The organism is Streptacidiphilus sp. P02-A3a (genome assembly GCF_014084105.1).
In the GTDB taxonomy this organism is placed as follows: Bacteria; Actinomycetota; Actinomycetes; order Streptomycetales; family Streptomycetaceae; genus Streptacidiphilus.
Map to the genome: position 1 here is coordinate 231,868 of NZ_CP048289.1, position 25,017 is coordinate 256,884.

21 protein-coding genes are annotated in these 25,017 nt (G+C 73.0%); 15 read left to right on the top strand and 6 right to left on the bottom strand.

The window, feature by feature from the left end; all coding sequences use genetic code 11:
• Nucleotides 1-150 precede the first annotated feature (150 nt).
• From GXP74_RS01100 to GXP74_RS01110, 3 genes are all read left to right on the top strand, one after another.
• Nucleotides 151-1,746: a metallophosphoesterase family protein gene (locus GXP74_RS01100; RefSeq protein ID WP_182449536.1), complete on the top strand. Its 1,596-nt coding sequence runs from the start codon at nt 151-153 to the stop codon at nt 1,744-1,746.
• A 121-nt stretch (nt 1,747-1,867) separates the two neighbouring features.
• On the top strand, nt 1,868-3,091 hold the full coding sequence (locus GXP74_RS01105) for an ROK family transcriptional regulator (protein WP_225448540.1): 1,224 nt from the start codon (nt 1,868-1,870) through the stop codon (nt 3,089-3,091).
• 152 nt (nt 3,092-3,243) lie between these two features.
• Nucleotides 3,244-3,852: a hypothetical protein gene (locus GXP74_RS01110; protein WP_225447640.1), complete on the top strand. Its 609-nt coding sequence runs from the start codon at nt 3,244-3,246 to the stop codon at nt 3,850-3,852.
• Here GXP74_RS01110 and GXP74_RS01115 read toward each other — a convergent pair.
• From GXP74_RS01115 to GXP74_RS01125, 3 genes are all read right to left on the bottom strand, one after another.
• Entirely contained in the window at nt 3,840-4,907 is a 1,068-nt protein-coding gene (locus tag GXP74_RS01115) for a PD40 domain-containing protein (protein ID WP_182449538.1), read from the bottom strand. The genes GXP74_RS01110 and GXP74_RS01115 overlap by 13 nt on opposite strands.
• 216 nt (nt 4,908-5,123) lie before the next feature.
• Nucleotides 5,124-6,284 (bottom strand): flotillin family protein, encoded by a 1,161-nt coding sequence (locus GXP74_RS01120; RefSeq protein ID WP_182449539.1) that lies wholly within the window; start codon nt 6,282-6,284, stop codon nt 5,124-5,126.
• Between the two features lie 12 nt (nt 6,285-6,296).
• Entirely contained in the window at nt 6,297-6,548 is a 252-nt protein-coding gene (locus GXP74_RS01125) for a hypothetical protein (RefSeq protein ID WP_182449540.1), read from the bottom strand.
• A gap of 461 nt (nt 6,549-7,009) precedes the next feature.
• Between GXP74_RS01125 and GXP74_RS01130 the strand changes: the two genes are divergently transcribed.
• The 3 genes from GXP74_RS01130 (at nt 7,010) to GXP74_RS01140 (ending at nt 10,817) form a co-directional block, all read left to right on the top strand.
• Nucleotides 7,010-8,380, top strand: coding sequence for a S8 family serine peptidase (locus tag GXP74_RS01130; protein ID WP_182449541.1), 1,371 nt, complete (start codon nt 7,010-7,012; stop codon nt 8,378-8,380).
• Nucleotides 8,381-8,630: 250 nt separating this feature from the next.
• On the top strand, nt 8,631-8,975 hold the full coding sequence (locus GXP74_RS01135; RefSeq protein ID WP_182449542.1) for a hypothetical protein: 345 nt from the start codon (nt 8,631-8,633) through the stop codon (nt 8,973-8,975).
• A 324-nt stretch (nt 8,976-9,299) separates the two neighbouring features.
• Nucleotides 9,300-10,817, top strand: a complete 1,518-nt coding sequence (locus tag GXP74_RS01140; protein ID WP_182449543.1) for a glycoside hydrolase family 3 protein — start codon at nt 9,300-9,302, stop codon at nt 10,815-10,817.
• A 60-nt stretch (nt 10,818-10,877) separates the two neighbouring features.
• On the opposite strand, the gene GXP74_RS01145 is transcribed toward GXP74_RS01140, so the two are convergent.
• Complete coding sequence (locus GXP74_RS01145; protein WP_182449544.1) at nt 10,878-11,804, bottom strand: PD40 domain-containing protein; 927 nt, start codon at nt 11,802-11,804, stop codon at nt 10,878-10,880.
• Between the two features lie 250 nt (nt 11,805-12,054).
• On the opposite strand from GXP74_RS01145, the gene GXP74_RS01150 reads away from it, so the two are divergent.
• The 4 genes from GXP74_RS01150 (at nt 12,055) to GXP74_RS01165 (ending at nt 16,283) form a co-directional block, all read left to right on the top strand.
• The gene (locus GXP74_RS01150) at nt 12,055-13,443 is read left to right on the top strand and encodes a lipase maturation factor family protein (protein ID WP_182449545.1); all 1,389 of its coding nucleotides are present in this window, start codon (nt 12,055-12,057) and stop codon (nt 13,441-13,443) included.
• A 156-nt stretch (nt 13,444-13,599) separates the two neighbouring features.
• Nucleotides 13,600-14,223, top strand: a complete 624-nt coding sequence (locus GXP74_RS01155; protein ID WP_182449546.1) for a ScbR family autoregulator-binding transcription factor — start codon at nt 13,600-13,602, stop codon at nt 14,221-14,223.
• A 121-nt stretch (nt 14,224-14,344) separates the two neighbouring features.
• Nucleotides 14,345-14,986, top strand: a complete 642-nt coding sequence (locus tag GXP74_RS01160) for a TetR/AcrR family transcriptional regulator (RefSeq protein WP_182449547.1) — start codon at nt 14,345-14,347, stop codon at nt 14,984-14,986.
• Between the two features lie 91 nt (nt 14,987-15,077).
• Nucleotides 15,078-16,283, top strand: coding sequence for a hypothetical protein (locus GXP74_RS01165; RefSeq protein WP_182449548.1), 1,206 nt, complete (start codon nt 15,078-15,080; stop codon nt 16,281-16,283).
• A 115-nt stretch (nt 16,284-16,398) separates the two neighbouring features.
• Here the strand turns inward: GXP74_RS01165 and GXP74_RS01170 are convergent, their stop codons facing one another.
• Both GXP74_RS01170 and GXP74_RS01175 read right to left on the bottom strand, forming a co-directional pair.
• The gene (locus GXP74_RS01170; RefSeq protein ID WP_182449549.1) at nt 16,399-17,607 is read right to left on the bottom strand and encodes an NADP-dependent malic enzyme; all 1,209 of its coding nucleotides are present in this window, start codon (nt 17,605-17,607) and stop codon (nt 16,399-16,401) included.
• Nucleotides 17,604-19,217 carry an FAD-dependent monooxygenase gene (locus GXP74_RS01175; RefSeq protein WP_182449550.1) on the bottom strand — a complete coding sequence of 538 codons (1,614 nt, stop codon included), beginning with the start codon at nt 19,215-19,217 and terminating at the stop codon, nt 17,604-17,606. The genes GXP74_RS01170 and GXP74_RS01175 overlap by 4 nt, the downstream gene beginning before the upstream one ends.
• Nucleotides 19,218-19,365: 148 nt before the next feature.
• Between GXP74_RS01175 and GXP74_RS01180 the strand changes: the two genes are divergently transcribed.
• The 5 genes from GXP74_RS01180 to GXP74_RS01200 all read left to right on the top strand — a co-directional run bounded on the left by GXP74_RS01180 (nt 19,366) and on the right by GXP74_RS01200 (nt 24,946).
• Nucleotides 19,366-20,913: an MFS transporter gene (locus GXP74_RS01180; RefSeq protein WP_182449551.1), complete on the top strand. Its 1,548-nt coding sequence runs from the start codon at nt 19,366-19,368 to the stop codon at nt 20,911-20,913.
• Nucleotides 20,914-20,954: 41 nt separating this feature from the next.
• Nucleotides 20,955-21,902: an aldo/keto reductase gene (locus tag GXP74_RS01185; RefSeq protein WP_182449552.1), complete on the top strand. Its 948-nt coding sequence runs from the start codon at nt 20,955-20,957 to the stop codon at nt 21,900-21,902.
• Nucleotides 21,903-21,973: 71 nt separating this feature from the next.
• On the top strand, nt 21,974-23,065 hold the full coding sequence (locus tag GXP74_RS41755; RefSeq protein WP_182449553.1) for a ScbA/BarX family gamma-butyrolactone biosynthesis protein: 1,092 nt from the start codon (nt 21,974-21,976) through the stop codon (nt 23,063-23,065).
• A gap of 32 nt (nt 23,066-23,097) precedes the next feature.
• Nucleotides 23,098-23,781, top strand: coding sequence for an HAD family phosphatase (locus GXP74_RS01195; RefSeq protein WP_182449554.1), 684 nt, complete (start codon nt 23,098-23,100; stop codon nt 23,779-23,781).
• 55 nt (nt 23,782-23,836) lie between these two features.
• Nucleotides 23,837-24,946: a 3-oxoacyl-ACP synthase III family protein gene (locus GXP74_RS01200; RefSeq protein WP_182449555.1), complete on the top strand. Its 1,110-nt coding sequence runs from the start codon at nt 23,837-23,839 to the stop codon at nt 24,944-24,946.
• The last annotated feature ends 71 nt before the right edge of the window (nt 24,947-25,017 follow it).

The window sequence follows — 25,017 nt, forward strand, 5'->3', positions numbered from 1 at the left end:
CCGAGGGGGGTCGGGTCAAGCGGAATGCCTCATTCGGGCGATGCGGCGGTCACGTTTGCCCGGTGTTCACCGGCCGTCCCCGTGGCGAGCGCCGAGTCTTCGCCCGTGGCTGTGACCCTTCGGGCGATTCCCAGGCCCCAGGAGGCAGCAGTGTCGTCAGTTCCCTCTCGCAGAAGCGTTCTTCGTGGCGCGGCGACGGCGGGTGTCGCCGCCGCTGTCCCGCTGTCGCCGCTGTCTCCGCTGTTCTGGGCGCAGCCCGCGCAGGCGGACACTCCCGGGCCGGAGCAGATCCACCTCCAGTACGGCGACCGTCCGTCCGAGCAGATGACCGTGTCCTGGGCCACCGCCGCGACCGTGCGGCGGCCCCGGGTGCGCATCGGCACCCCCGACGGCGGTCTCGGCCGCACCGTCGGGGCCGAGACGCTGACCTACGTGGACGGCCTGAACCAGGTCGAGACCTACACCCACCACGCCCGGGTGAGCGGGCTGCGGCCGAACACCGACTACGTGTACGAGGTCAGCCACGACGGCGCGGCCCCGGTGCTCGGCACCTTCCGCACCGCGCCCGGCGAGGAGCGCACCGCCTTCCGCTTCACCAGCTTCGGCGACCTGAGCACCGGCGACACCGCCTTCGCCAAGTCCTCCGTCAACGCGCAGACGGCGGTGCGCCAGATCGAGCAGTTCGACCCGGTGTTCCACCTGCTCAACGGCGACCTGGCGTACGCCAACGTCAACACCGCCCAGCAGCCGCAGTGCTGGGACGCCTTCATGAACAACATGCAGGTCTCGGCGGCGAAGCGGCCGTGGATGCCGGCGCCGGGCAACCACGAGGTGGAGGCGGGCGGCGGCGAGCTCGGCTACAACTCGTACCACACCCGGTTCCAGCTGCCGGGCAACGGCAGCCGCGACTACAGCGGCAACTGGTACAGCTTCCAGGTGGGTTCGGTGCTGTGCGTCTCCATCGACGGCAATGACATCGCGGTCGAGGACGACTCCAGCCTGGACCCGGCCACCGGCCAGTCCATCTACATCAACGGCTACAGCCACGGCGCGCAGCTCGCCTGGCTGGAGAAGACGCTGAAGCGGGCCCGGGCCGGACGCTCGGTGGACTGGATCGTGGTGTCGATGCACCAGTTCGCGATGTCCTCCTCGTCCACCAGCCACGGCGGCGACATGGGCATCCGGGAGCTGCTGCTGCCGCTGTTCGACACGTACTCGGTGGACCTGGTGCTGGCCGGGCACGACCACGACTACGAGCGGACCCACCCGGTGCGCGGCACCGACCCGGGCAGCCTGCTGCGGCCGACGGTGGTGGACGACAACCTGACCGAGATCGACAGCTCCAAGGGCACCGTCCACATGATCCTCGGCGGCGGCGGCACCTCCTCGTTCGACGACGTCTACCTGCCGGACGGCACCGACGGCATCCCGACCGCGTTCGTGCGCACCCAGCGGCTGACCTTCAAGGCCAACCCGGACGCGACCGAGGTGGCCACCTGGTCGGCGGTGCGCGACCCGAACACGGCCTACCCGTACGGCTTCGCGGTGTTCGACGTGGACCCGGGCGTGCTGCCCGGCGGGCGGACCACCATCAAGGTGAGCTTCTTCCACACGCCGGTCGCCACGGCGGCGGTGCCCTTCCCGGCGGCGGTGCTGTTCGACACCTTCACCCTGCACCGGCAGCGCAGCGACGGCTGGGGCACCGGCCACCAGCACGACCTCGCGGGCGCGGGCGCCAAGGCCTGACCGTTCGAGGACCACGGAGAGCCGCCGCACTGCGACACAGTGCGGCGGCTCTTGACGTAGGGGCGCAGTGGATGGCAATTTAAGTTAGTCAACTTTACGAACCAATGAGAACGGCGTGTCGATGGTGGAGCAGGTCGCCCGGCAGCTCAACCTGCGCACGGTCATGGACCAGTTCGTGGCCGCGGGCAGGATCAGCAGGGCCGAGATCGCCAGGCGCAGCGGCCTGTCCAAGCAGACCGTCTCGGAGATCGTGGCCGAACTGGAGGCGGCGGGCTGGATCCGCCGGACCGGGGGCACCGTGATGTCCGGCGCGGGCGGGCGCTCGGCCGCGCTGTACGAGGTGGATCCGACGGCGGGGGCGATCGTCGGGGTGGACCTCGGCGGGACCAAGATCAGCGCCGCGCTGGGGGACGTCGGCGGCAGCGTCCGGCGGGAGCTGACCGTGCCCACCGACCCGCGCGGCGGGCGGGCGGTGATCGCGCAGATCGTCGGCCTGGCCCGGGACCTGGCCGCCGCCGAGGGGCTGGACCCGGCGCGGATCCGGGTGCTGGCGCTGGGCAGCCCGGGCGCGCTCGACCGGCAGACCGGGGTGATGGCCTTCGCGCCGAACATCCCCTCCTTCGGCGACCTCGACGTCGCCCGGGAGATCGCCGCCGAGCTGGGCGCCGAGGTCGTGGTCGACAACGACGTGAACATCGCCGCCCTGGGCGAGCACTGGGCCGGGCACGGCCGGGGCCGCTCGGAGTTCGTCTTCGTCTCGGTCGGCACCGGCATCGGCATGGGCGTGGTCTCCGACGGGGTGCTGCGCACCGGGGCCACCGGCGCGGCCGGGGAGATCGCCTACCTGCCGCTGGGCACCGACCCGTTCGACCCGGCGAACCAGGTCAGAGGGGCGCTGGAGGAGGCGGCCGGGGGCGAGGGACTGGCCCGCCGCTACGCGGGCGGCGCCGCCCGCGCGGCCGGACGCCACGGCGTCCCGGAGATCTTCGCCGCCGCCGCCTCGGGCGACCAGGACGCCCGGGCGGTGCTCGACCAGGAGGCCCGGCTGCTGGCGCTGGCGATCTGCGCGGTCGCGGCGGTGCTCGACCCGGAGCTGGTGGTACTCGGCGGCGGCATCGGCTCCCGGCCGGAGATGCTGGAGCCGGTGCGCGGCTGGCTGGCCCGGCTGATGCCGCGTCCGGTACCGGTGCTGACCAGCGAGCTCGGCCCCCGGGCCGGGCTGCTCGGGGCGGTCGCGGTGGCACTGCGCACCGCCCACCGGTCGCTGTTCCCGGCGCCGACGGCGGCCGAACCGGTCGCCGTCCCCGCGCCCACGCTCGCCCAGCCGGTCGGTGAACTGGTCTAGGGCCGGTCCAGCTGGGGCGGGCTCCCGAACCGGGGCCGCCGGGTCCGCACACCCGGCGGCCCCTCGGGCTGTCCGGGCCCGGTTGTGGCCCAGGTCTGTCCCAGAGCGGGTGAGCCGCTGTGAACCGGCCCCGGGACTGGTAGGCATGGGGTATGCGTTTCGACACCGTACCGATGCCGCCGTCCGTCCAGGAGCGGCCCCGCGACCAGCGCGGATACCCCGTCCCGGCGATCACTCCCTGGCAGGGGGAGGACCCGCAGTTCGCCCTCACCGACTACGGGCGCAGCGCGGACTGCGCGCGGAACCGGCTGTGCTCGGTCTGCGGGACGCCGATGCCCGCCGGTCCGGTGTGGCGGGTGGTCGGCGGGACCGAGAGCGCCGGGATAGCCGAGGCGCTGGCGGCGGGCCGCTCCTACCGCAACCTGGCGCCGACGCTGGAGGGGCCCGGGCACCGGGCGTGCATGCTGTACGCGTCGATGGTCTGCCCGTACCTGGCCCGGCCGAACGCCCGCCGGGGCACCTCGGCGGAGCGGCCGGACGAGCTGACCGCGCACGTGGTCCGGGGCGCGGTGCGCGGTACCACCGGCGCGGTGGTGGGCTTCGCCGACTTCGAGTACGCGGTCACCGCGAGCCAGGTGCTGTTCCGCTTCCTGAACCTGGTCGAGTACCTGCCGCACGAGGTCTCCGACAGCCACCTGGACGAGCTGCGGGCCGAGCTCGCCGCCCGGCCCGCGACTCGCGGGCAGGATCAGCCCCGGTAGGCCGGCAGCCCGGTGGAGGGGGCGACGAGCACCGGCGCGCCGGTGCCGTCGGCGGCCAGGGTGACGATGCCGGCCGGGGTGCGGGCGGCGATGGTCCGGCCGTCGGGCGACCAGGCGGGCTCGGTGTAGTCGGTGTCGGCGGTCGGGGTGAGGTCCTTCGGGGCCGGGTGCTGGGCCTGGAGCGACAGCTCGAACAGGTGGTCGTGGCCGGCGACGGAGCGGACGAAGACGATCTCGCTCTCGTCGGGCGCCAGCGCCGGCTCCGAGCCCGGCGTCTGCGGGCTGCCCATCTGCCGCAGGAAGTCGTCGCGGAGGTAGACCTCGCCGGTACCGGTGTTGGTGTAGACGGCGGTGCCGTGGACGCCGCCGGTGTTCGGCCAGGTGTTGCCGGTCTGCGGGAGCGGCGGGACGCCCGAGCCGAAGTCGGCGTTGAGCGTGATCGGGGCCGGTGTGCCGCCGGTTGCCGGTACCGCCACCAGTCGGGAGACGCCGTTCACCGAGTCGGCGAAGATGATGTTGTCCTTGGCCGGGAGCTGGTCCCGGCTGTCGTAGGGCATGACCTGCCAGGCGGGGTGGGACCAGACCTGGTCGCCGGGGTTGTGGGCGACCACGGTCCGGCCGCTGCCGTCGGGGTCGGCCACCACCAGGTTCCCGGAGCCGTCGATGAAGGCGGCCCTCGTCCCGGCCGGGTTCCAGGACAGGTCACGGACGACCGTGCCGAAGTCCACCCGGGTGCCGTTCATCACCACGTAGTCGGTGCCGTCGGAGATGGTCAGCCCGCTGCCGCCGGTGCCGTTCGGCACCGGCGCCGCGCCGCCGCCGGTCGCGGACGCCGACGGCCGCGCGCTCGGCGCGGCCGAGCCGGAGGCGGCGGGGGGGTTCGCGCCGGACGGGGACGACGGCGGCGCCGACGCCGGGACCGTCGCGGCCGCCGACGAGGACACCGGAGCCGGGGTGGTCGGGCCGCAGCCGGTCAGCAGCAGCGTGGCGCCGGTGGTGACGGCGGCGGCCAGGGCGATGGCGGAGGCGGTGCTTCTGCGCTTGCGGGTGGACATCTCGGTTTCCCCCTGAGGCTCGGACGTGGGCCTGGGGACCGCGATCCGATCGCGGTCCCGTCCCGCAGTGACCGCCTCGGCGTCCACGGGCCTTCGGCCCGCCCGGACCTGTCGCCGCCCGCTGCGTTGGGGGAAGCGTGGCACCGCCAGGTCGTCGTACGGTCCTGGCGGTGTCACAGCCGGGAAACAGCTTCCGGGAGCGGGCCCGGGCGGCCGCTACTCGATCTCGATCGGACCGCCGTCGCGCCGCCGCCGCTCGCCGTTGTCGCCCCGGCCGGACTGGGAGCCGCCGCCCTGGGGTGTGCCCAGGTTGGCGCGGACCGAGTCCAGGATGGTCAGGCCCTGGCTGACCAGGCCGGCGGCGATCTCGCTGAGGCCGTCGGCGCCGTTGAGGACGTTGACGTTGGCTCCGGCCAGGCCGTTGGCGGCCTCCTTGACGATCAGCGGGAGCTGGTCGATCAGCATCCGGTCCAGTGCCACCCGGTCGTAGGAGGCGGCGGCCTCGGCCTGGATCTTCATCCGGTTGGCCTCGGCGGTGGCCAGTACCCGGATCCGCTCGGCCTCGGCCTCGGCGGGCTTCACGATCTCGGCGACCAGCTGCTGCTGGCGCAGCTCGGCCGCGCGCTGGGCCAGCTCGGTCTGCGCCAGCAGCACCTCCTGCTGCGCCTGGGCCTGCGCCAGCGGCCCGGCCTGGGCGGCCTCGGCCTGGGCCCGCTCCACCTCGGCCGAGTACTGCGCCCGCACCACGGCGGTCTGCCGCTGGTACTCGGCCTGGTTCCGCTCGGCGGACTGCTGCGCCTCGGCCGACTGCTGGGTGGCCAGGGCCTGGGCGATCTGGGCCTGGCGCTGGATGGCGGCCTTGTGCGGGGCGGCCATGGCGGCGATGTAGCCGGTCTGGCCGTCGTCGATGGACTGGATCTGCAGCGAGTCCACGGTCAGGCCGATGGTGGCCATCTCGGTCTTGGAGGTCTCCAGCACCTCGGTGGCCAGCTTCTGCCGCTCGGTGACGATCTCCTCGACCGTCATCGAGCCGATGATGGAGCGCAGGTGACCGGCGAAGATCCGGCCGGTCAGCACCGACATCTGGTCCTGGTCGGAGAGGAAGCGCTGACCCGCGTTGACGATGCTCTCGGTGTCGTTGCCGACCTTGAACGCGATCACCGCGCGCACGGTCAGCGCGATGCCCTGCTTGGTGACGCAGGTCTCGTCGACCTCGGCCTCGCACATGGCCAGGGTCAGGAAGCGGGTCTTGCGGAAGATCGGTAGTACGAACGCGCCGTGGCCGGTCACCACCCGGAACGGTGCCGACCCCATCCCGCGTCGGCTGCCCGAGATCAGCATGGCCTCGTCGGGGGCGGGAACCCGGTAACCGAACATCCTTTTGTCTCCTCAGTCGTCGTCGCCGGGATCGCCGGTCAACGCGTTCAACGGATCAGCCCACTCGATGACATCGACCTGGCGGCTGCCCCGGGACTCGATCACCAGTACCGGCGCGCCCTTGGCAAGGGGCTCGGGGGACCAGGCGAGGAAGGTCTCCGTACCGCCGCGGACGTGCACCAGGACCTCGCCGGGCCCTGCGGTTCCCCGGGTGCCGACGAGCAGCACACCGGTACGGCCGACCACTTGTTCGTCCGGGGCCATCAGTGGCCGCCCCCATTCCATCCGGTCCTGGGCTCCAGACCCTAGCGCTACCCGGTCCCCGGGCCCATCCCTGGGGAGCGGTGGAGTGGATCGCGGTGCCGGACGCGGGCGCGCCGCGGGCGCCGGACCGGGTGACCGCCGGCGCTCCGACCTGCCGCCGTCTCAGGTTAGCCAGCGTCAGCTGCCGCCGCCCGGGAGCCACGTCCGTCAGGGCGGCGGTCATCCGGGCGGCGGTCCATCCGGGTGGTTGCGGGGCGGGCGCGGGCGGGCGGCGGGCGCGCAAGTCCCCGGGCGGGGGTGCTGTCCCCCCGTTCAGGGGTGTCCATTCGGGCCCGAGTGGGCGACTATCACATCATCGGTCTCCCTGGCGTGGGCTGAAGTGTTTCTGACGGAGGGGTACATCTGGCCCGCTCATGGGGGAACGGTCAAGAGGACCCGCCTGACATCGTCTGAGGAGTTCCATGGAACGCCGCACCGCCCGCAACCGCGCCACCAGGTCCGCCGCCGCGCTCACCGCCGGTGCCGCCGCGCTGCTGGTCTCCGCCGGGGCCGCCCCGGCCGGGAGCGGCACGGCCGCCGTCGCCGCGCCGCCGGTCCAGGTGGTCCCCGCCTCGATCGGGCAGACCTTGATATCCGGGATGAGTGCGCCGATCCCGACCTCGGCCTGCCTGACCAAGATCAAGGTGCGCTGCTACTCGCCGCTCCAGTACCAGACCGCGTACGACCTCGACCCGCTCTACCGCGCCGGGATCACCGGCAAGGGCCGGACCATCGTGCTGGTGGACTCCTACGGTTCGCCGACCATCCAGCACGACCTGAACGTGTTCGACCGGACCTGGGGCCTGCCCGGGACCAGCGTCGACGTGGTCACGTGGGGCAAGCTCCCGGCCTGGAACCCCAAGGACAGCAACCAGACCGGCTGGGCCGGGGAGACCACCCTCGACGTCGAGTACGCGCACGCGATCGCCCCCGGCGCCCGGATCGTGCTGGTCGAGACCGCGGTGAACGAGAACGAGGGCACCAGCGGCCTGCCGCAGATGATGGACGCCGAGAAGTACCTGATCGACCACGGGGTCGGCGACGTCATCTCGCAGAGCTTCGGCGCGACCGAGAACACCTTCCCCGGGTTCGGCAAGAACGGCACCCCCTCGCTGACCTCGCTGCGCTACGCCTTCACCGACGCCCAGCGCAAGGGCGTCACCGTGCTCGGCGCGGCCGGGGACGTCGGTGCCGCCAGTGAGACCACCGCCGGGGGCCTGTACAAGTACCCGGCCAACTCCTGGCCGTCCACCGACCCGCTGGTCACCTCCGTCGGCGGCACCGAGCTGACGCTGAACAACGCGGGCGCGCGCACCGCGCCGGACACCACCTGGAACGACGGCTACGGCGCGGGCGGCGGCGGCTGGTCCTACGTCTTCTCCCGTCCGGCCTACCAGAACGGCGTGGCCGGAAAGGTCGGCACGCACCGCGGCACCCCCGACATCAGCATGAGCGCGGCGGTCAACGGCGGCGCCTGGGTGTACTCCTCGTACCTGCCCAACCAGGGCTGGGGGGTCGTCGGCGGCACCAGCGAGGCGGCGCCGCTGTTCTCCGGCATCGTCGCGCTGGCCGACCAGAAGGCGGGCCACCGGCTCGGCCTGATCAACCCGGAGCTGTACGGCCTGGCCGAGAGCGACGCGGCCGGGAACGGCATCGTCGACGTGACCACCGGCAACAACAGCTACGGCGGGGTCAAGGGGAACCAGGCCGGGCCCGGCTACGACCTGGCCACCGGCTGGGGCACCGTGAACGGCGCACTCTTCGTGGACTCGCTGGCGGCGCACTCGCGCTGACCCGCTCGCTCGGACCGGTCCGAAGCACCAGGCCCACGGCACGACGTGCCCCGGAACGCCGCCGCGTTCCGGGGCACCGCGCGTTTCCGGCCGCCGTGCCTTCCGGCCGGTGGGGCGGTCCCGGTCGGCCGAACGGCCGAGGGCGGATCGTTTCGGCTTGCCCGTTCGGGTGAGCGGGCGTGTCCCCCCGCCGCTGCCCGGGGACAGCTCCCGGCGTCGGGTCCGTCCCCAAGCAGAAGGAATGTCCCCCATGCGTCTCCGCAGCACCGTCGCCGCCGCCCTCGCCGCCGCCGCTCTCGTGCTCACCCTGCCCACCTCGGCCGAGGCGGCGGGCGGCCACTTCACCTACGTCTTCCACGACCGGTCGGGCGGCCTGCGGGTCGGCGAGCTCGTCGACCCGCCGAGCCGGGAGTGCCTGACCCTGCCGGAGGCCCGGGACGAGTACGCGCCGCCCGCCGACAGCCCGCGGAACTACACCGACGCGACCGCCGTGGTCTTCACCGGGGTCGACTGCACCGGTGACTACTTCAGCCTGCGCCCCTTCGGCGGCTACGGCTCCGAGCGGCTGAAGCTGCGCTCGGTGCTGTTCTCCTGAGCCTGGCCGTCCGGGCCGTGCTCCGGAGCCGGGCCGCCCGGGAGGCCGGTCCGGCCGCCGGATTCCGCTGAGCGTCCGTCAGGCGGCGTCCCGATCCGCGTCGGTACGCCGCCGCTCCGCCCCGGCCTCGGACGATTCGCAGGCCGGGCCGGTGCGGGCGGCGGCCGGGCCCCGCCTCGGGGGCGCTGACCTCGGACGCCGCCCGCCCGCCGATTTCGATGGTTCCCCTTGACAGCGCAAATTGGCCTAGGCCAATATCCGATTGGTCTGGACCAACAGCCCAGGTAGCGGTTTGCGCGTAGGCACTATCGGAAGGCCCGGTTGATGTTGTCTAGTACGCCCAGTCAGGAGCTGCGACGACTCGCGCTCTCCCTGGTGCAGCCCGGCTTTGTCGGCACCCAGGCACCTGAGTGGGTACTGCGGCGGATCAGCGAGGGCCTCGGGGCCGTCGTGCTGTTCTCGCGCAACATCGCCACCCCGGCCCAGGTCGCCCGGCTCACCGCACAGCTCCGCGCCGAGAACCCCAACCTGATCATCGCCATCGACGAGGAGGCCGGGGACGTCACCCGGATCGAGTCCTGGACCGGCTCGACCCGCCCCGGCAACTTCGCCCTCGGCACCGTCGACGACGTCGAGCTGACCGAGTCGGTCGCCCGCGACCTGGGCCGGGAGCTGCACGCCGCCGGGGTCAGCCTCAACTACGCGCCCAGCGCCGACGTGAACTCCAACCCGCGGAACCCGGTGATCGGCGTCCGCTCCTTCGGCGCCAGCACCGACCTGGTCTCCCGCCACTCCGCCGCCTGGATCCGGGGCCTCCAGTCGGCCGGGGTCGCCGCCTGCGCCAAGCACTTCCCCGGCCACGGCGACACGGCCGTCGACTCGCACCACGGGCTGCCCAGCTACAACGCCAGCGTCGAGGAGATAGCCGCCCAGGCACTGCCGCCGTTCCGGGCCGCGCTGGACGCGGGCGTGCGCGCGGTGATGAGCGGCCACCTGCTGGTCCCCGCCTACGACCCGGTGAACCCGGCCACCATGAGCCGCCGGATCCTGGTCGACCTGCTGCGCACCGAGCTCGGCTTCGACGGCCTGGTGGTCACCGACGGCATCGAGATGGGCGCGGTCACCAACCTGTACGGGATCGACGGCGCCACCGTCCGGGCGGTCGTCGGCGGCGCGGACGCGATCTGCGTCGGCGGCGAGAGCGCCGACGAGGGCACCGTCGACCTGCTGATCAACGCCCTGGTGGACGCGGTCGCCACGGGTGAGCTGAGCGAGGAGCGGCTGGCCGACGCCGCCGCCCGGGTCAGCGCCTTCGCCGACTGGTCCACCGCCCGCGCGGCGGCGGTCCCGACCGACCGGATCAGCGGCGACATAGGCTTCGTGGCCGCGCGCCGGGCGATCCGGATGACCGAGGCCGCCCAGGGAGCGCTCCCGCTGAAGGCCGCGCCGCACGTGGTCGAGCTGGTGCCGACGATGAACCTGGCGATCAGCAAGGAGACGCCCTGGGGCGTGGCCACTCCGCTGCGGGAGCGGCTGCCCGGAACCACCTTCGTCCGGGTGCAGCGGGACGACCTGGAGCCGCAGAGCCCGGTGCTGGACGACCTGGGGCTGGCCCCGGCGGCCGGTCGCCCGCTGGTGGTCGTGGTCCGCGACGCCGCCCGGCACGACTGGATGGCCGAGGCGCTGGCGCAGCTGCTGCGGGCCCGTCCGGACGCGGTGGTGGTGGAGATGGGCCTGCCCGGCGCCCTGGACGCGGAGGTGCTGCAGATCGCCACCCACGGTGCCACCATCGCCTCGGGGGTGGCCGCCGCCGAACTGCTGGTCGGCACCGGTCGGGTCTGATCCGGGTCGAACGGACGAGGGGCGGTACCGGATCCCGGTACCGCCCCTCGCGTCGGTCGGTCAGGCGCGCCAGGCGGGGAGGCCGACGGTGGTGGTGGACCGGACCGGCTGGCCGGAGCCGTTGGCCGCGAGGGTGACGATGCCGGTCGGGGTGCGCGCGGCGATGGTGCTGCCGTCGGTCGACCAGGTGGGCTCGGTGTAGTCGGTGGTGGCGTGCGGGGTCAGGTCCTTGACCGTGCCGGTCACCACGTTCTCGACCAGGAGGTGGTCGTGCCCGGCGACCGAGCGGACGAAGACCACGTCTTCCACGTCGGCCACCGGCGACAGCGAGGGCTCGGAGCCGCGGGCGAGCGTCCCGCCCTGCTGCCGGGTGTAGTCGTCGCGGAAGTAGACGTAGCCGTTGGTGTTCTCGTAGACGGCGGTGCCGAAGGTCCCGGCGCTGTTCGCCCAGGAGTTGCCGGTCATCGGCGGCGCGACGGTGTCGTCGCCCGACTCGCTGCCCAGCGGCAGCAGCTGCGGCTTGCCGTGGTGGGCGGTGGCGGACACGTAGTCCAGCTGGTCCACGCCCTTGGCGTCGACCGTGAAGATGATGTTGTCACGGCTGGGGATCCCGTCCGTCGAGTTCCCGTGCACGACCTCGAAGGTCGGGTGGGACCAGGTCTGCCGACCGGGGTTCACCGCGACGACCACCCGTCCGCTGCCGTTCGGGTTGGCGGTGACCAGGTTGCCCGAACCGTCGATGAACACGGCCTTGCTGCCGTCGGGGGACCAGGCGAGGTCCCGGACGGTGACGCCGAAGTTCACCCAGTGGCCGTTGATCAGCACCGAGTGGCTGCCGTTGCTGACGGTCAGTTCGCCGTGCGCGGCGGCGACCGGGGTGGCCGGGACGGCCGCGACGGCGGCACCGGCGGAGCCGATCAGGGCGACGCCGCTGATGGCGGCGGAGACGACGAGGGCGGCGGCGCCGGTACGGAGACGGTTCAGCATGTCGGTTTTCCCCCAGGGACGTTGGTCGAGGACCTTGGTCGGGCAGTGGTCGGCGCCCGCACGCTGTGCCAGCCGCGTCGGTGCGATGAGAGAAGCCTGTCAGCCGTGAGTCGCTGAACTGTCCGGCCCGTGTCACAGCTGGGCAACACGCGACGCCGGGCGCTGGTCGGGCCGGTGACCGCACAGCTGACCGGTGGGTGGCGCGCGCGGCTGCGGGGCGCACGCTCCCCGGTGCGGCACAGTGGTGCGCATGAGCTGGTTCGACGCCCCCGGGTACTGGCTCGGCCGCCTGCTGCTGCAACGGACGCTGGCCGGGGTGTACCTGTTCGGGTTCCTCGCCGCGGCCCGCCAGTGCCGGGCGCTGATCGGCGAGCACGGGCTGCTGCCGGTGCCCCGGTACCTCGCGCACTCGACCGCGCGGGAGAGCCCGTCGCTGTTCCGGCTGCACTACTCGGACCGCTTCCTCGCCGCCGTGGCCTGGACCGGGGTGGCCCTGGCCGCCGCTGCCGCCGCCGGGCTGACGGACGCGCTGCCGCTCGGCGGCGGCATGCTGGTCTGGCTGCTGCTGTGGGCGCTGTACCTGTCCATCGTCAACGTCGGCCAGACCTGGTACGGGTTCGGTTGGGAGTCGCTGCTGCTGGAGACCGGCGCGCTGGCGGTGTTCCTGGGCAACGGGCGGGTCGCGCCGCCGTGGCCGGTGCTGCTGCTGGTCCGCTGGCTGCTGATCCGGGTGGAGGTGGGGGCCGGGCTGATCAAGCTGCGCGGGGACCGCTGCTGGCGGGATCTGACCTGCCTGTACTACCACCACGAGACCCAGCCGATGCCGGGCCCGTTCAGCTGGTGGTTCCACCGGCTGCCGGCCCCGCTGCACCGGGTCGAGGCCGCCGCCAACCACGTGGTGCAGCTGGGCGCGCCGATCGCGGTGCTGCTGCCGCAGCCGGTGCCGACGGTCGCGGCCGGACTGATCGTGCTGACCCAGCTGTGGCTGGTCTGCTCGGGCAACTTCGCCTGGCTGAACTGGCTGACCATCACCCTGGCGCTGGGCGCGGTCAGCGGCGGCGGCAGCCGGGCCTACCCGGCCACCCCGGTCTGGTTCCAGGTCTGCGTGCTCGGCTACACCGCGCTGGTGCTGGCGCTCAGCTACCGGCCCGCGCGGAACCTGCTGTCGCGCCGTCAGGTGATGAACCGCTCCTTCGACCCGCTCCACCTGGTCAACAGCTACGGCGCGTTCGGCAGCGTGACCAGGCTCCGGCACGAGGTGGTGATCGAGGGCAGCGCCGACGGACTGACCTGGCTGGCCTACGAGTTCAAGGGCAAGCCGGGGGATCCGCGGCGCCGGCCGCGGCAGTGGGCGCCGTACCACCTGCGGCTGGACTGGCTGATGTGGTTCGCCGCGCTCAACCCCGGCTACGCGCGCCCGTGGCTGGGCGCGCTGCTGCGCAAACTGCTGGACGGCGACCGGGACACGCTGCGGCTGCTGCGCGGCAACCCCTTCGCCGACCGGCCGCCGGAGCGGATCCGGGCGGTGCTCTACCGCTACCGGTTCACCACCGGGGCGGAGCGGCGGGCCGGTGGCGCCTGGTGGCATCGGGAACGGGTCGGTGAGTACCACCGGACACTGTCCCGGTCACATCGTTAGCGGAGGAAACGATGGTTAACGAGACCGAAGCGTTTGTTTCATCTAGTCTCTTCGGTGGGGAACATAGAAGCTGTGCCTGCGGGTACGGGGTCTAGCCACCCAACAAACATACAGGTTTGGCTGTTTCTGCCGAAGCGAACAGATGGAGGTCCCCTGATGGCGCGACAGGAGCGGGCCGAGAAGACACGGCAGACGATCATCGAGGCGGCGGCCGAGGTCTTCGACCAGCACGGGTTCGCCGGGGCCAGTGTCTCCGAGATCCTGGCCAGGGCCGGGGTGACCAAGGGAGCGCTCTATTTCCACTTTCCGTCCAAGGAGGCCATCGCCGAGGAGATCGAGGGCTCGGAGGTGGCCGCGCTGACCGCGCTCAGCAACGCCTCCGGTCCGTTTCTCCAGGCGATCATCGACCTCTCGCACACCATGGCGCAGGCGCTGCGGGACAGTCCGATCGTCCGGGCGAGCATCAGACTGTCGATCGAGAGCTCCTTCTCCGAGCCGTCACCGGGGCCCTACCTGGCCTCGATCGAACTGGTCCGGATCCTGCTGCTGCGGGCCCAGGGCGAGGGAACGGTCAGGCTGGACCTGGACGTCGACGCGGCGGCGCGGTTCATCATCAGCTCCTTCGCCGGGACCCAGATCGTCTCCCAGGTCTTCACCGGGCGCCGGGATCTGGAGCAACGGCTGGTCGAGCTCTGGGAGTTCCTGCTGCCCGGGCTCGCTGTTCCGGGCGCCACCCGGGACCTGCGGCTGTCCGCGCCGCAGCCGGTCGACGTAGGGTGATCTGGGCCCGATCGTTTCCCGGGCCTGGGTGAAACCACAAAACAGCACGATCAGTTTGCTCCACTTGACCCCCTCCGGGCGGGCCGGGGGGAAACGGGCTGCTCGTACAGGGAGAACTGTCATGCCCATGCAGAAGCGGGCGGAGTGCACCAGGCAGCGGCTGATCCAGGCGGCGGCGGAGCTCATCGACGGCGGCGCGGACGCCCTCGGCGGCGTCGACCCGCTGCCCGGGATGGAGCTGATCAGCAGGACGGCGGGGGTCTCCAAGGGTGCGCTGTACTACCACTTCAGATCCAAGGAGGAGTTGCTGGAGGCGGTCGGGGCGGAGGCGCGCGAGGTGCTCTCGACACTGGTGGCGAGGCACTCCCGGGCCGACGCGGCGGAGGCCGGACTGCGGGCGGTGATCGGCCTGGGCGCGGCGGTGGCCCGGCGGTTGGACCACGATCCGGTCTGCCGGGCCGGGATCCGGCTGAGCTGCGCGGCGCTGCGGCTGCCGCCGGGGGAGGCCTACGCGGACTGGATGGAACCGGTGGAGGCGCTGCTCGCGGCGGCCGCCGAGCAGGGCGAGCTGCGGGCCGGCGTGCACCCCCGGGAGGCCGCCTCCTCACTGCTGGTACTGGCGCTCGGCGGGCTGGCGCTGTGCGAGAGCAACCCCGGCCGGTCCCGGGCCGACACCGTCTCCCAACTGTGGACGATGGTCCTGCCGATGCTGGCCGCCCCGGAGCTCGCGGATGCGCTGGGGCGCAACACCGAGTTCATTTGACAAACCGTCCGGTCGGTTCTTCAATCGAGTCGGACGGAATGTGCAATGCATTGGCAGACCCCCGCCGGGGTCCGGTGGAAGGACGCATCGCATGACCTTGCAGCACGTCGATCATCCGGGCGTCGCCACGCGCCCGACCGGCCCGGAGCTTCGGGCGCTGCTGGACCGGGCCGCCGGATTTCCCGAACTCGCCGAGAAGTACCGGACGTCGACCGAGGACGGGGGGCCGCTCGGGATCGACGGGCTGCCCCCGCTGTCCAGTGAGGAACTGCGCGGGGCGGTCTGGGGCGGCATCCGCAGCGGACTCACCCGCGACCGCGGCTCGGTCCTCTACCTCGGCGGGGGCACCGCGGAGCGCCCCTCGGCCACGCTGGTACCGGCCGACCTGTTCGCCGCCGACATCCTGCGCGACTGGCAGCCGCTCGGACCGCGGGACACGCTGCTCAACCTGTCCCGGGGAACCCGGCTCTGGCCGGCCCACGACCTGTGCAACTCGCTCGCCGCGCTCAGCGGTTCGTCCAGCATCCCGTACGGCAGCCCGGAGGGCGGCGACCTGGCGCGGTGGGTGGACTTCTTCGGTCAGTGCGGCGCCAACGCGCTCGCGGCGGACACCCCGACCATCCGGGAGCTGCTTCGCTATTGCCAGGTGACGGGCCGTCGGCTCGAATGGCTGCGCACCCTGCTGTGGTTCGGCACCGGACTGGACGGCACCATCGCCGAGTTGATCGCGGAGGTGATCCCGCGGGCCCAGGTCTGGGGCCTGTACGGCTCGGTGGAGTCCTGGGCGGTGGCCGGGAACGGCCCCGACTGCGGCCGGAACGTGTTCCACCCGATGCGGCACCAGTACCTGGAGGTGCTGGACGGCGAGCTGCTGGTGAGCACCCTGCACGAGCGGGCGATCACCCCGCTGCTGCGCTACCGCACCGGCGACACCGCGGAGTTCGCCACCTGCCCGTGCGGCTCGCCGACCCCGGCGGTGCGGCTGCTGGGGCGGCTCGACGACGTCCTCAGCTTCCGCGGCGCCCGGTTCAGCCGGTCCGAACTGGCCGAGCTGGCGATGTCGGTGGAGGAGGTGCGGCACGCCGACGTGGCGGTGCTGGACGCGGGGCTGCCGACCGAGCGGCTGCGGCTGCGGGTCAGCCTGCGCGACGGGCTGCTGGCGGACCGCTACCAGGTGGAATGGATCAAAGAGTGCGTACTGGGCCGCCATCTGACGCTGAGTCGGGTACTGGACGAGGCGCAGGACTCGGTGGAGGTGGTCACCGCGGACGGGATCAGGCAGCCCGCGGCGGCCTGACCCCGCGCGCGGCACCCGACCACCGCCCGCCGACCGGGCCGCCGGAGTGGCGGCGCCTTGGTCGGCGGGCGGTTCGCCGTCGCCACCGGGGACCCGGTGCGAGCGGCGCCGCGGGTCAGGCCCGGGCCACCCGGCCGGCCCTGGCTTCGGCGGCCACGGCGGCGGCGACGGCCGGGGCCACCCGCGGGTCGAAGGGGCTGGGGATGATCAGGTCGGCCGAGAGCTCGTCGTCACCGACGATCCCGGCGATGGCCGACGCGGCGGCCAGCTTCATCCCCTCGGTGATGGTGCGGGCGCGGACGTCCAGCGCGCCCCGGAACACGCCGGGGAAGGCCAGCACGTTGTTGATCTGGTTGGGGAAGTCGCTGCGTCCGGTGGCGACCACGGCGGCGTACCGGCGGGCGGCCGTGGGATGGATCTCCGGGGTCGGGTTCGACAGCGCGAAGACGATCGACCCGGTCGCCATCGAGGCGATCGCCTCCTCGGCCACGGTCGCGCCGGACAGGCCGATGAAGACGTCCGCGCCGCGCAGCGCGCTCTCGGTGGAGCCGCGCAGGCCGCTCCGGTTGGTGTCGGCGGCCAGCGCCTCCTTCACCGGGTTGAGCCCGGCGCGGCCCGGGTGGAGCAGGCCCTTGCTGTCGGAGACCGCGATGTCGCCGATCCCGGCCTGCTCCAGGATCCGGGTCACCGCCACCCCGGAGGCGCCCGCCCCGGCCACCACCGCCCGCAGCGACGACAGCGGACGTCCGGTCAGCCGGGCGGCGTTGCGCAGCGCGGCCAGCACCACGATCGCGGTCCCGTGCTGGTCGTCGTGGAAGACCGGGATGTCCAGCAGCGCCCGCAGCCGGTCCTCGATCTCGAAGCAGCGCGGCGCGCTGATGTCCTCCAGGTTGATCCCGCCGAAGCTCGGCGCGAGCTGCCGCACGGTCTCCACCAGCGCGTCGGTGTCGGTGCTGTCCAGGCAGATCGGCACCGCGTCCACCCCGGCGAACTCCTTGAACAGCAGCGCCTTGCCCTCCATCACCGGCATCGCGGCGGCCGGGCCGATGTCGCCGAGGCCGAGCACGGCGGTGCCGTCGGAGACCACGGCCACGGTGTTGCCGCTCCAGGTGTACTGGTGGGCGAGCTCCGGCCGGTCGGCGATGGCGGAGCAGACCCGGGCCACGCCCGGGGTGTACGCCAGTGCCAGGTCGGCGGCGTCACGCAGCGGGACGGTGGAGCGGACCTCCAGCTTGCCGCCGCGGTGCAGCGCGAAGACCGGTTCGACGAAGGGGACGGCGGGTGTCTGCGGCGGGGCGAGTTGCGGCTCGGTGAGCTCGGTCATTTGGCTTCTCCTGCGGGGGCGGTGAGGGTGTACGCGGGCATCGGGCCGAGTGCGGTGACGAGTTCGGTCTCCAGCCGGTCCAGGTCGCCGGAGTGTCCGTGGGCGGCGATGTGGCCGTCCGGGCGGACCAGGTAGTACCCGGCCCGGCCGCAGCCGGTGTGCCGCAGTGCCAGGCCGTGCGCGGCCCGTTCCACCCGGACCTGCGGGCGGCGGGCGGCCAGGTGCTCGGCCTGGGTGGTCCACTCCTGGTCGCCGGGACCGGGGGTGAGCAGGACGGTCCAGCTCAGCGGGTCCGCCTCGGGACCGGCCAGGCCGTGGTGCAGCGCCAGCGCGCGCGGCAGCACCGCGCCGGGCCGCAGGCCGCCGGGCAGCTGGCCGCGGACCCGGCAGGCCGGGAGGCCGCCGGGCAGCTGGCTGGGCCGCTGCGCGGGGTAGGCCAGTCGTCGTCCGGCCATCACCGGACCGTAGAGCCGGGACAGGCCGGAGCGGTCGGCCAGGGTGAACGCGGCGTCCCTGGCACGGACCTTGGCCGGGCTGTTCACCAGCCAGGCCCGGGTCTGGATGTCGGTGTCGCGGACCACCTTCTGGGCCACCGCCGAGCGCTCCGGGCCGTAGCTGAGCAGCAGCTCCTCCGGGGCCTCGGCGCGGATCACCGCCGCCAGCTTCCAGGCCAGGTTGTGCGCGTCCTGCAGCCCGGTGTTGAGCCCCTGGCCGCCGGCCGGGCTGTGCACGTGGGCGGCGTCCCCGGCCAGGAAGACCCGGCCGAGCTGGAAGTCCCCGGCGTGCCGGGCGTGCACCCGGAAGACGCTCTGCCAGACCGGGTCGGCGATGCGCACCCCGCGCGGTCCCCGCTCGTCCACGATGGCCTGCATCATCGGCACGCTCACCTGCTGCCCGGGCGGCAGGCTGGAGAAGAACCGGTACACGCCGTCCGGCAGCGCCACCACCACCAGCGCGCCCTTCGGCGACTGGTAGTACAGCGCCTGGTCGGGCGGGAGTTCGCCCTCGATCCGGGCGTCGACCAGCGCGAACGCGGTCTCGTAGGTGCTGCCCCGGAAATCGGTGCCGATCTGTGCGCGAACCGCGCTGCCCGCGCCGTCCGCACCGATCACGAACGGTGCCCGGAGCCGCTCGATCCGCCCGTCGGTGTGCTCCAGGACGGCGGTGACGCCGTCGGTGGCGGAGATCCGGCCGGAGAAGTCCAGGCCGTCGAAGCAGAGCAGCCGCACCCCGCGCTCCACCTTGCCGCCGAGCTCCCGCAGCCGGTCCCGGAGCACCCGCTCGGTCTCGCTCTGCGGCAGGCACAGCGGTGCCAGGTCCTCGCTGAACTCGAAGGTGGCCAGCGGCTTGCGGTCGGAGAAGTAGGCGAAGGCGTTGATCCGCAGCGCGGCCCGGTGCACCGCGTCCAGCGCGCCCAGGTCGTCCAGCAGGTCGAGGCTGCGCGGCCAGAGCAGCAGTGCCTTGGGGAAGGCGGTGGGTTCGGGGGTCCGGTCGACGATGCGCACCCGGATACCGCGCCGCAGCAGTTCGCAGGCGGCCATCATGCCGGTCGGTCCGCCGCCGACTATCAGTACGTCCAGGTCGGACTGGGTGTTGGGTTCCTGGGACATGCCGGTGACTCCTCGGTGAGTGAGGTGGGTTGCACGGCTCCACAGCGTGGGGAAGGACGCAGCGTTGAAGATTGACGCTGAGCATAAGATATCTTACAGTCATAGCGATTCGTGATGTACTCAGATTCTTGATGGATTGGGGAGAGCGATGAGCGTGCTAGCCGAACCCCGCCCGGGGGCTGAGCGCCGGGAGCGCCGCGCGGCCGGCGGACTGCCGACCCTGCTGGCGGTGGCGCTCGCCAGCGTGATGCTGCCGCTGACCGTCACCGGACCGGCCGTCGCCCTCCCGAGCCTGGCGACCAGCCTGGGCGCCGGGGTGGGCGCCGGGCAGTGGGTGCAGAACGCCTACGGAGTGACCTTCGCCGCCTGCCTGCTGGCGGCGGGCGGCCTGGGCGACCGCTTCGGCCGCAAGCGGGTGCTGCTGATCGGGATCGAGATCTTCCTGGCGATGTCCCTGGTCTGCGGCCTGGCCTCGAACATCGTGCTGATCGACGTCGCCCGCGCGGTCCAGGGCGTGGGCGCGGCCGGGGTGCTCACCAGCGGTGCGGCGATCCTGGCCGCCACCTTCGAGGGGCCCGCCCGGGCCCGCGCCTTCGGGGTGCTGGGGGCCTCCTTCGGCTTCGGCCTGGCCCTCGGACCCCTGGTCGCCGGCGCCCTGGTCAGCGCGATCAGCTGGCGCTCGGTCTTCCTGATGAACGTGGTGCTCGGCGCGGTCGTGCTGCTGCTGGTGCCGAAGGTCCGCGAGTCGCGCGACCCGGAGGCCCGGTCGGTGGACTGGGGCGGGCTGGTGACCTTCAGCGGCAGCCTGTTCCTGGTCGCCATGGTCTTCGTCGAGGGCCCCGACCAGGGCTGGGCCAGTGCCGCCGCAGTGGGCTCGCTGGTCGGCGCGGTGGTGTTCATGGCGCTCTTCGTGGCGGTGGAACTGCGGGTCGAGCGGCCGATGTTCGACCTGTCGCTGTTCCGCCGGCCGACCTTCATCGTGGTGGTCTGCCAGCCGTTCACCATCACCTTCGGCTTCGTGGTGCTGCTGGTCTACCTGCCGCAGTACTTCCAGGGCGTGGGCGGGCACAGCTCCACCGTGGCCGGGGCGATGCTGCTGCCGCTGACCGTGCCGGTGCTGGTACTGCCGCTGCTGGCCGGACGGCTCGCGGCCAGGCTGCCGCTGCGGGTGATGCTCGCGGCCAGCTCGGCGCTGATCGCGGCCGGTTCGCTGTGGCTGGTGGTGCTCCAGCCCGGGGACAGCTGGGCGACGCTGGTCGGGCCGCTGCTGGTCTTCGGCATCGGCGTCGGCAGCGCCTTCGGGGTGATGGACAACGCCGCCGTGAGCGTGGTCCCGGTGGAGCGCTCGGGGATGGCCTCGGGCATCTTCAACACCATGCGGATCACCGGTGAGTCGGTGGCCATCGCCGGGGCCGGAGCCCTGCTGGCCAGCCTCGCCGGAAGCGACCTGCGGCACCGCGCGAGCAGTTTGACGGCCAGTCAGGTCAAGTCGCTGGCCGGTGACGCGGTGCAGGGACGGCTCGGCGGATCACTCGACGCGATCCCCGCCTCCGGTCGCGCGGCGGCGAGCACCGCCGTCGGGCACGCGTTGACCACGGCCATGCACACCACCTTCATCGTGCTGGCGGTACTGGCCCTGCTCGGCGCGGTCACCACCTACGCGGTGGTCCGCGACCGCGAACTCAAGCACGACTGACGGATCATCAACCACCCACTACCGCAAGGAGAAACCTGGTTATGCGTACCCGAGAGCTCAGCCCTGGACTTGAGGTCGGCGCGATCGGCCTCGGCTGCATGGGCATGAGCTTCGCCTACAGCCGCAGCCGCCGGGACGACGCCGAGTCGATCCGGGTGATCAACCGGGCGATCGACCTCGGCGCCACCCTGATCGACACCGCCGACGTCTACGGACCGCACACCAACGAGGAGTTGGTCGGCCGGGCGATCCGCGGCCGACGCGACGAACTGGTGCTGGCCAGCAAGTGCGGACTGGTCGTCCGGGACGGCGAGATCGTCCCCGAGGGCCGTCCGGAACAGCTGCGGGCAGCCGCCGAGGGCTCGCTGCGGCGGCTCGGCGTGGACCGGATCGACCTCTACCAGCTGCACCGGGTGGACCCGCAGGTGCCGGTGGAGGAGTCCTGGGGCGTGCTGGTGGAGCTGGTCGCCGAGGGCAAGGTCGGCAGCATCGGCCTGTCCGAGGTCACCGTCGAGCAGCTGGACGCGGCCCACCGGATCCACCCGGTGGCCACCGTCCAGAGCGAGCTCTCGCTGTGGAGCCAGGACCAGCTGGACGAGATCGTGCCCTGGTGCCGCGCCAACGGCGCCGGTTTCATCGCCTACTCGCCGCTCGGCCGGGCCTTCCTCACCGGCGCGATCACCGCCGCCCGGCAACTGGAGAGCGACGACTGGCGGCTGGGCAACCCGCGGTTCCAGCCCGCCGCGATCGAGGCCAACCAGAAGCTCGCCGACGGCGTCGCCGATGTCGCCGCCCGCTACGGCAGCACCGCCTCGCAGGTCGCACTGGCCTGGGTGCTGGCCCAGGGCGAGCAGGTGGTGCCGATCCCCGGCACCAAGCGGCTGGCCTACCTGGAGGAGAACGTCCGCGCGTCCGAACTCGACCTCACCGCCGAAGACCTCGGCCTGCTCGGCCGGTTGGGCCGGGAGGTCGTCGGCACCCGCTACTGACCGCTCGTCGCCCGCCCGGGCGACCCGAACGCCCGGGCGACCCGATGCTGGAGCAGATGAAGGAGCCCGTAATGACCACCACACCCGCACCCGTACCCGCGACAGCGCAGGCGCAGCCCACCCCGGAGCTGTCCTTCGCGCTCACGGTGGACCGCTCGCTGGTGCACCGGGACTCGCTCGGCGAAGTGTTCGTGACCGACCTGCGCACGTACGGCGACGACGCGCACTACGCCGCCGCCGCGCAACTGCCCCGCTCGCACGCGTACTACGGTGACCACCTGCTGCGCCCCAGCACGCACGACCCGGTGCTGCTGCTGGAGGCGGCCCGGCAGGCCGCGTTGGCCGCCGCGCACGAGATCTACGGGATCCCGGCGGACCACAAGTTCATCCTGACCTACCTGCGGATCCACCTGGTCCGCCCGCAGCTGCTGGCCATGGGCGGCTCCCCGCTGAACCTGGCGATGGCGGTGACCGTGGTCGACCGGCGGGTGCGGGAGGGCCGGGTCACCGGCCTCGACCAGTCCTTCGAGTTCTCCGTCGGCGGTACCCGGATCGGCTGGGCCGGGGTCGGCCTGCGGTTCCGCGACCCGGCCGGGTACCGGCAGCTGCGGCTGCGCAACCGGGACGGCGCCGAGCCGCCGACCTCCGCCGGGTGGTCCGCCGAGCCGGGCACCCCGGCCGTCCCGTACCTGGTCGGCCGGACCGACCCGGGCAACGTGGTGCTGCTCGACCCGGAGCTTCGGGAGGGCGTCGGGCATGCGGTACTGCGGATACCGGCCGACCACCCGAGCATGTTCGACCACCCGCAGGACCACCTGCCCGGCATGGTGCTGGCCGAGGCCGCCCGTCAGCTGGCGCTGTTCACCGCCCTGGACAGCCGGGGCATCTCCACCGCCAAGAGCGTCCTGGTCGACCTCAACGTCACCTTCGCCAAGTTCGGCGAGCTGGAGCCGGCCACCGTGCTGCTGGCCACCCCGGGCCAGGAGCGGCCGGCCGACGGGGCCGACGGCGGACCCGGGTACTTCACCCAGGGCGGCCCGCTGGAGCTGGCCGAGGCCGGTCCCGGCAGCGTCGTCACCCAACTGCCGTTGACCGTGGACGTCCGCCAGCGGGACGAGTCGATCGCCCGCTTCGCCCTCACCCTGGCCCGGATCCGGGGCTGACCCGGACCGGTACCGATCCCTACGGAGGACCGATGCCCAGCAGCAACGCAGGCGCCTTCTTCGACGTGGACGAGACGCTCGTCCGGGTGAAGAGCATGTTCCACTTCCTTGAGTTCTACCTGCGCCGCCGGGGAGAGCCCGAAGGCACCTACGAGCGGCTGGTCGGCGGGATCCGCGCGGCCGCCGCCGAGGGCGCGCCAAGAGACCGGATCAACCGGGCCTACTACCGCCTCTACGCCGGTGAGAGCGCCGAACGGCTCGCCGCCGCCGGGGAGGCCTGGTTCGAGCACACCGTGGAGCGGGAGCTGTTCATCCCGGAGACCGTGGCGGAACTGGGCGCCCGGCGGGCCGAGGGGTACTTCACCGTGCTGGTCTCCGGTTCGTTCTTCGCCTGTCTGGACCCGATCGCGGCCCAGTTGCGCGCGGACTGGACCTTCGGCACCCGCCCGGTGATCCGCCAGGGGGTGCTCACCGGGGAGGTGGTCTCCCCGCTGATCGGCCCGGCCAAGGGCCGGGTGGCCCAGGTGGTGGCCGCCGTCCGCGGCCTGGACCTGGAGACGTCCTGGGCGTACGGCGACCACGCCAGCGACCTGGACCTGCTCGCCGCCGTCGGTCGCCCGGTCGTCGTCGGCGACGACCCGGTGCTGGCCGGTCACGCCGCCGCGCACGGTTGGCGGCGGCTGGCGACCACGGCGGCCGGGGCCGCCCGCGTCTGACCCGGACGCGGCGCCCAGAGCTCATCCCAGCCTGTACCGCAGAGCAGGAGGAGACGTGTCACCCATCGGAATCGTGGGCACCGGCTCGTACGTGCCCGAGAACGTCATCAGCAACGAGGAGATCGCGGCCGGGGCGGGGGTGACCGCCGACTGGATCAAGGACAAGACCGGGATCGTGCAGCGGCACCGCGCGGCCGACCACGAGGCGACCTCCGACCTGGCCGCCGAGGCGGCCCGGCGGGCCTTGCGGCAGGCCGGTCTGACCGCGGACCAACTGGCCTTCGTGGTGGTCGCCACGTCCACCCCGGACCATCCGCAACCGGCCACCGCGAGCATTGTGCAGCACCTGATCGGCGCCCACCGGGCGGCGGCCTTCGACGTCAACGCGGTGTGCAGCGGCTTCCTGTACGGCCTGGCCGTCGGCGTGCGGCTGCTCGGCGACGGCGACGGCAGCGGCGGCGACCCGGCGGCCCGGTACGGGCTGGTGGTCGGGGCCGACATCTACTCGCGGATCCTGGACTACTCCGACCGCCGGACCGCGGTGCTCTTCGGCGACGGCGCCGGGGCAGTGGTCCTCGGCCCGGTGCCGACCGGGCTCGGGGTGATCGAGACCGCGCTGATCGGGCGCGGCGACCAGCACCGGCTGATCGGCGTCCAGGCGGGCGGCAGCCGGGCCCCGGCCTCGGAGCTGACCCTCGCCGAGGGCGGCCACTTCTTCCGGATGGAGGGCCGCGCGGTCCGCGAGTTCGTCCAGCGGGAGCTGCCGGCCGCGGTCGGCGGGCTGCTGGAGCGGGCGCGGATGCCCGCCGGTCAGATCCGGCACTTCGTTCCGCACCAGGCCAACGGCGTGATGCTGGCCGAGGTCTGGCCGGAGCTCGGACTGCCCAACGCCGCGCTGCACCTGACGGTGGATCAGCACGCCAACACCGGGGCCGCCTCGGTCGCGGTGACGCTGGACACGGTGCACCGCCGGGGCGCGCTCGGTCGCGGTGACCTGGTGCTGCTGGCCGGATTCGGCGGCGGCATGAACATCGGCGCGGCGCTGTTGCGTTGGGCGTTGGACCGGCCGACCGAACCGCTGGGGGTGCCGGAGTTCGGCGAGGACGACCCGGCGGTGGAACACCTGGCGTCCTGGGGGCTGCTCTCCTCGGCCGTGCAACGCTGAACCCCGCGGCCCCGAGGGCCCCTTCACCCTGCCGACGACGGCAGGGTGAAGGGGCCCTCAGCCGTTCGCCG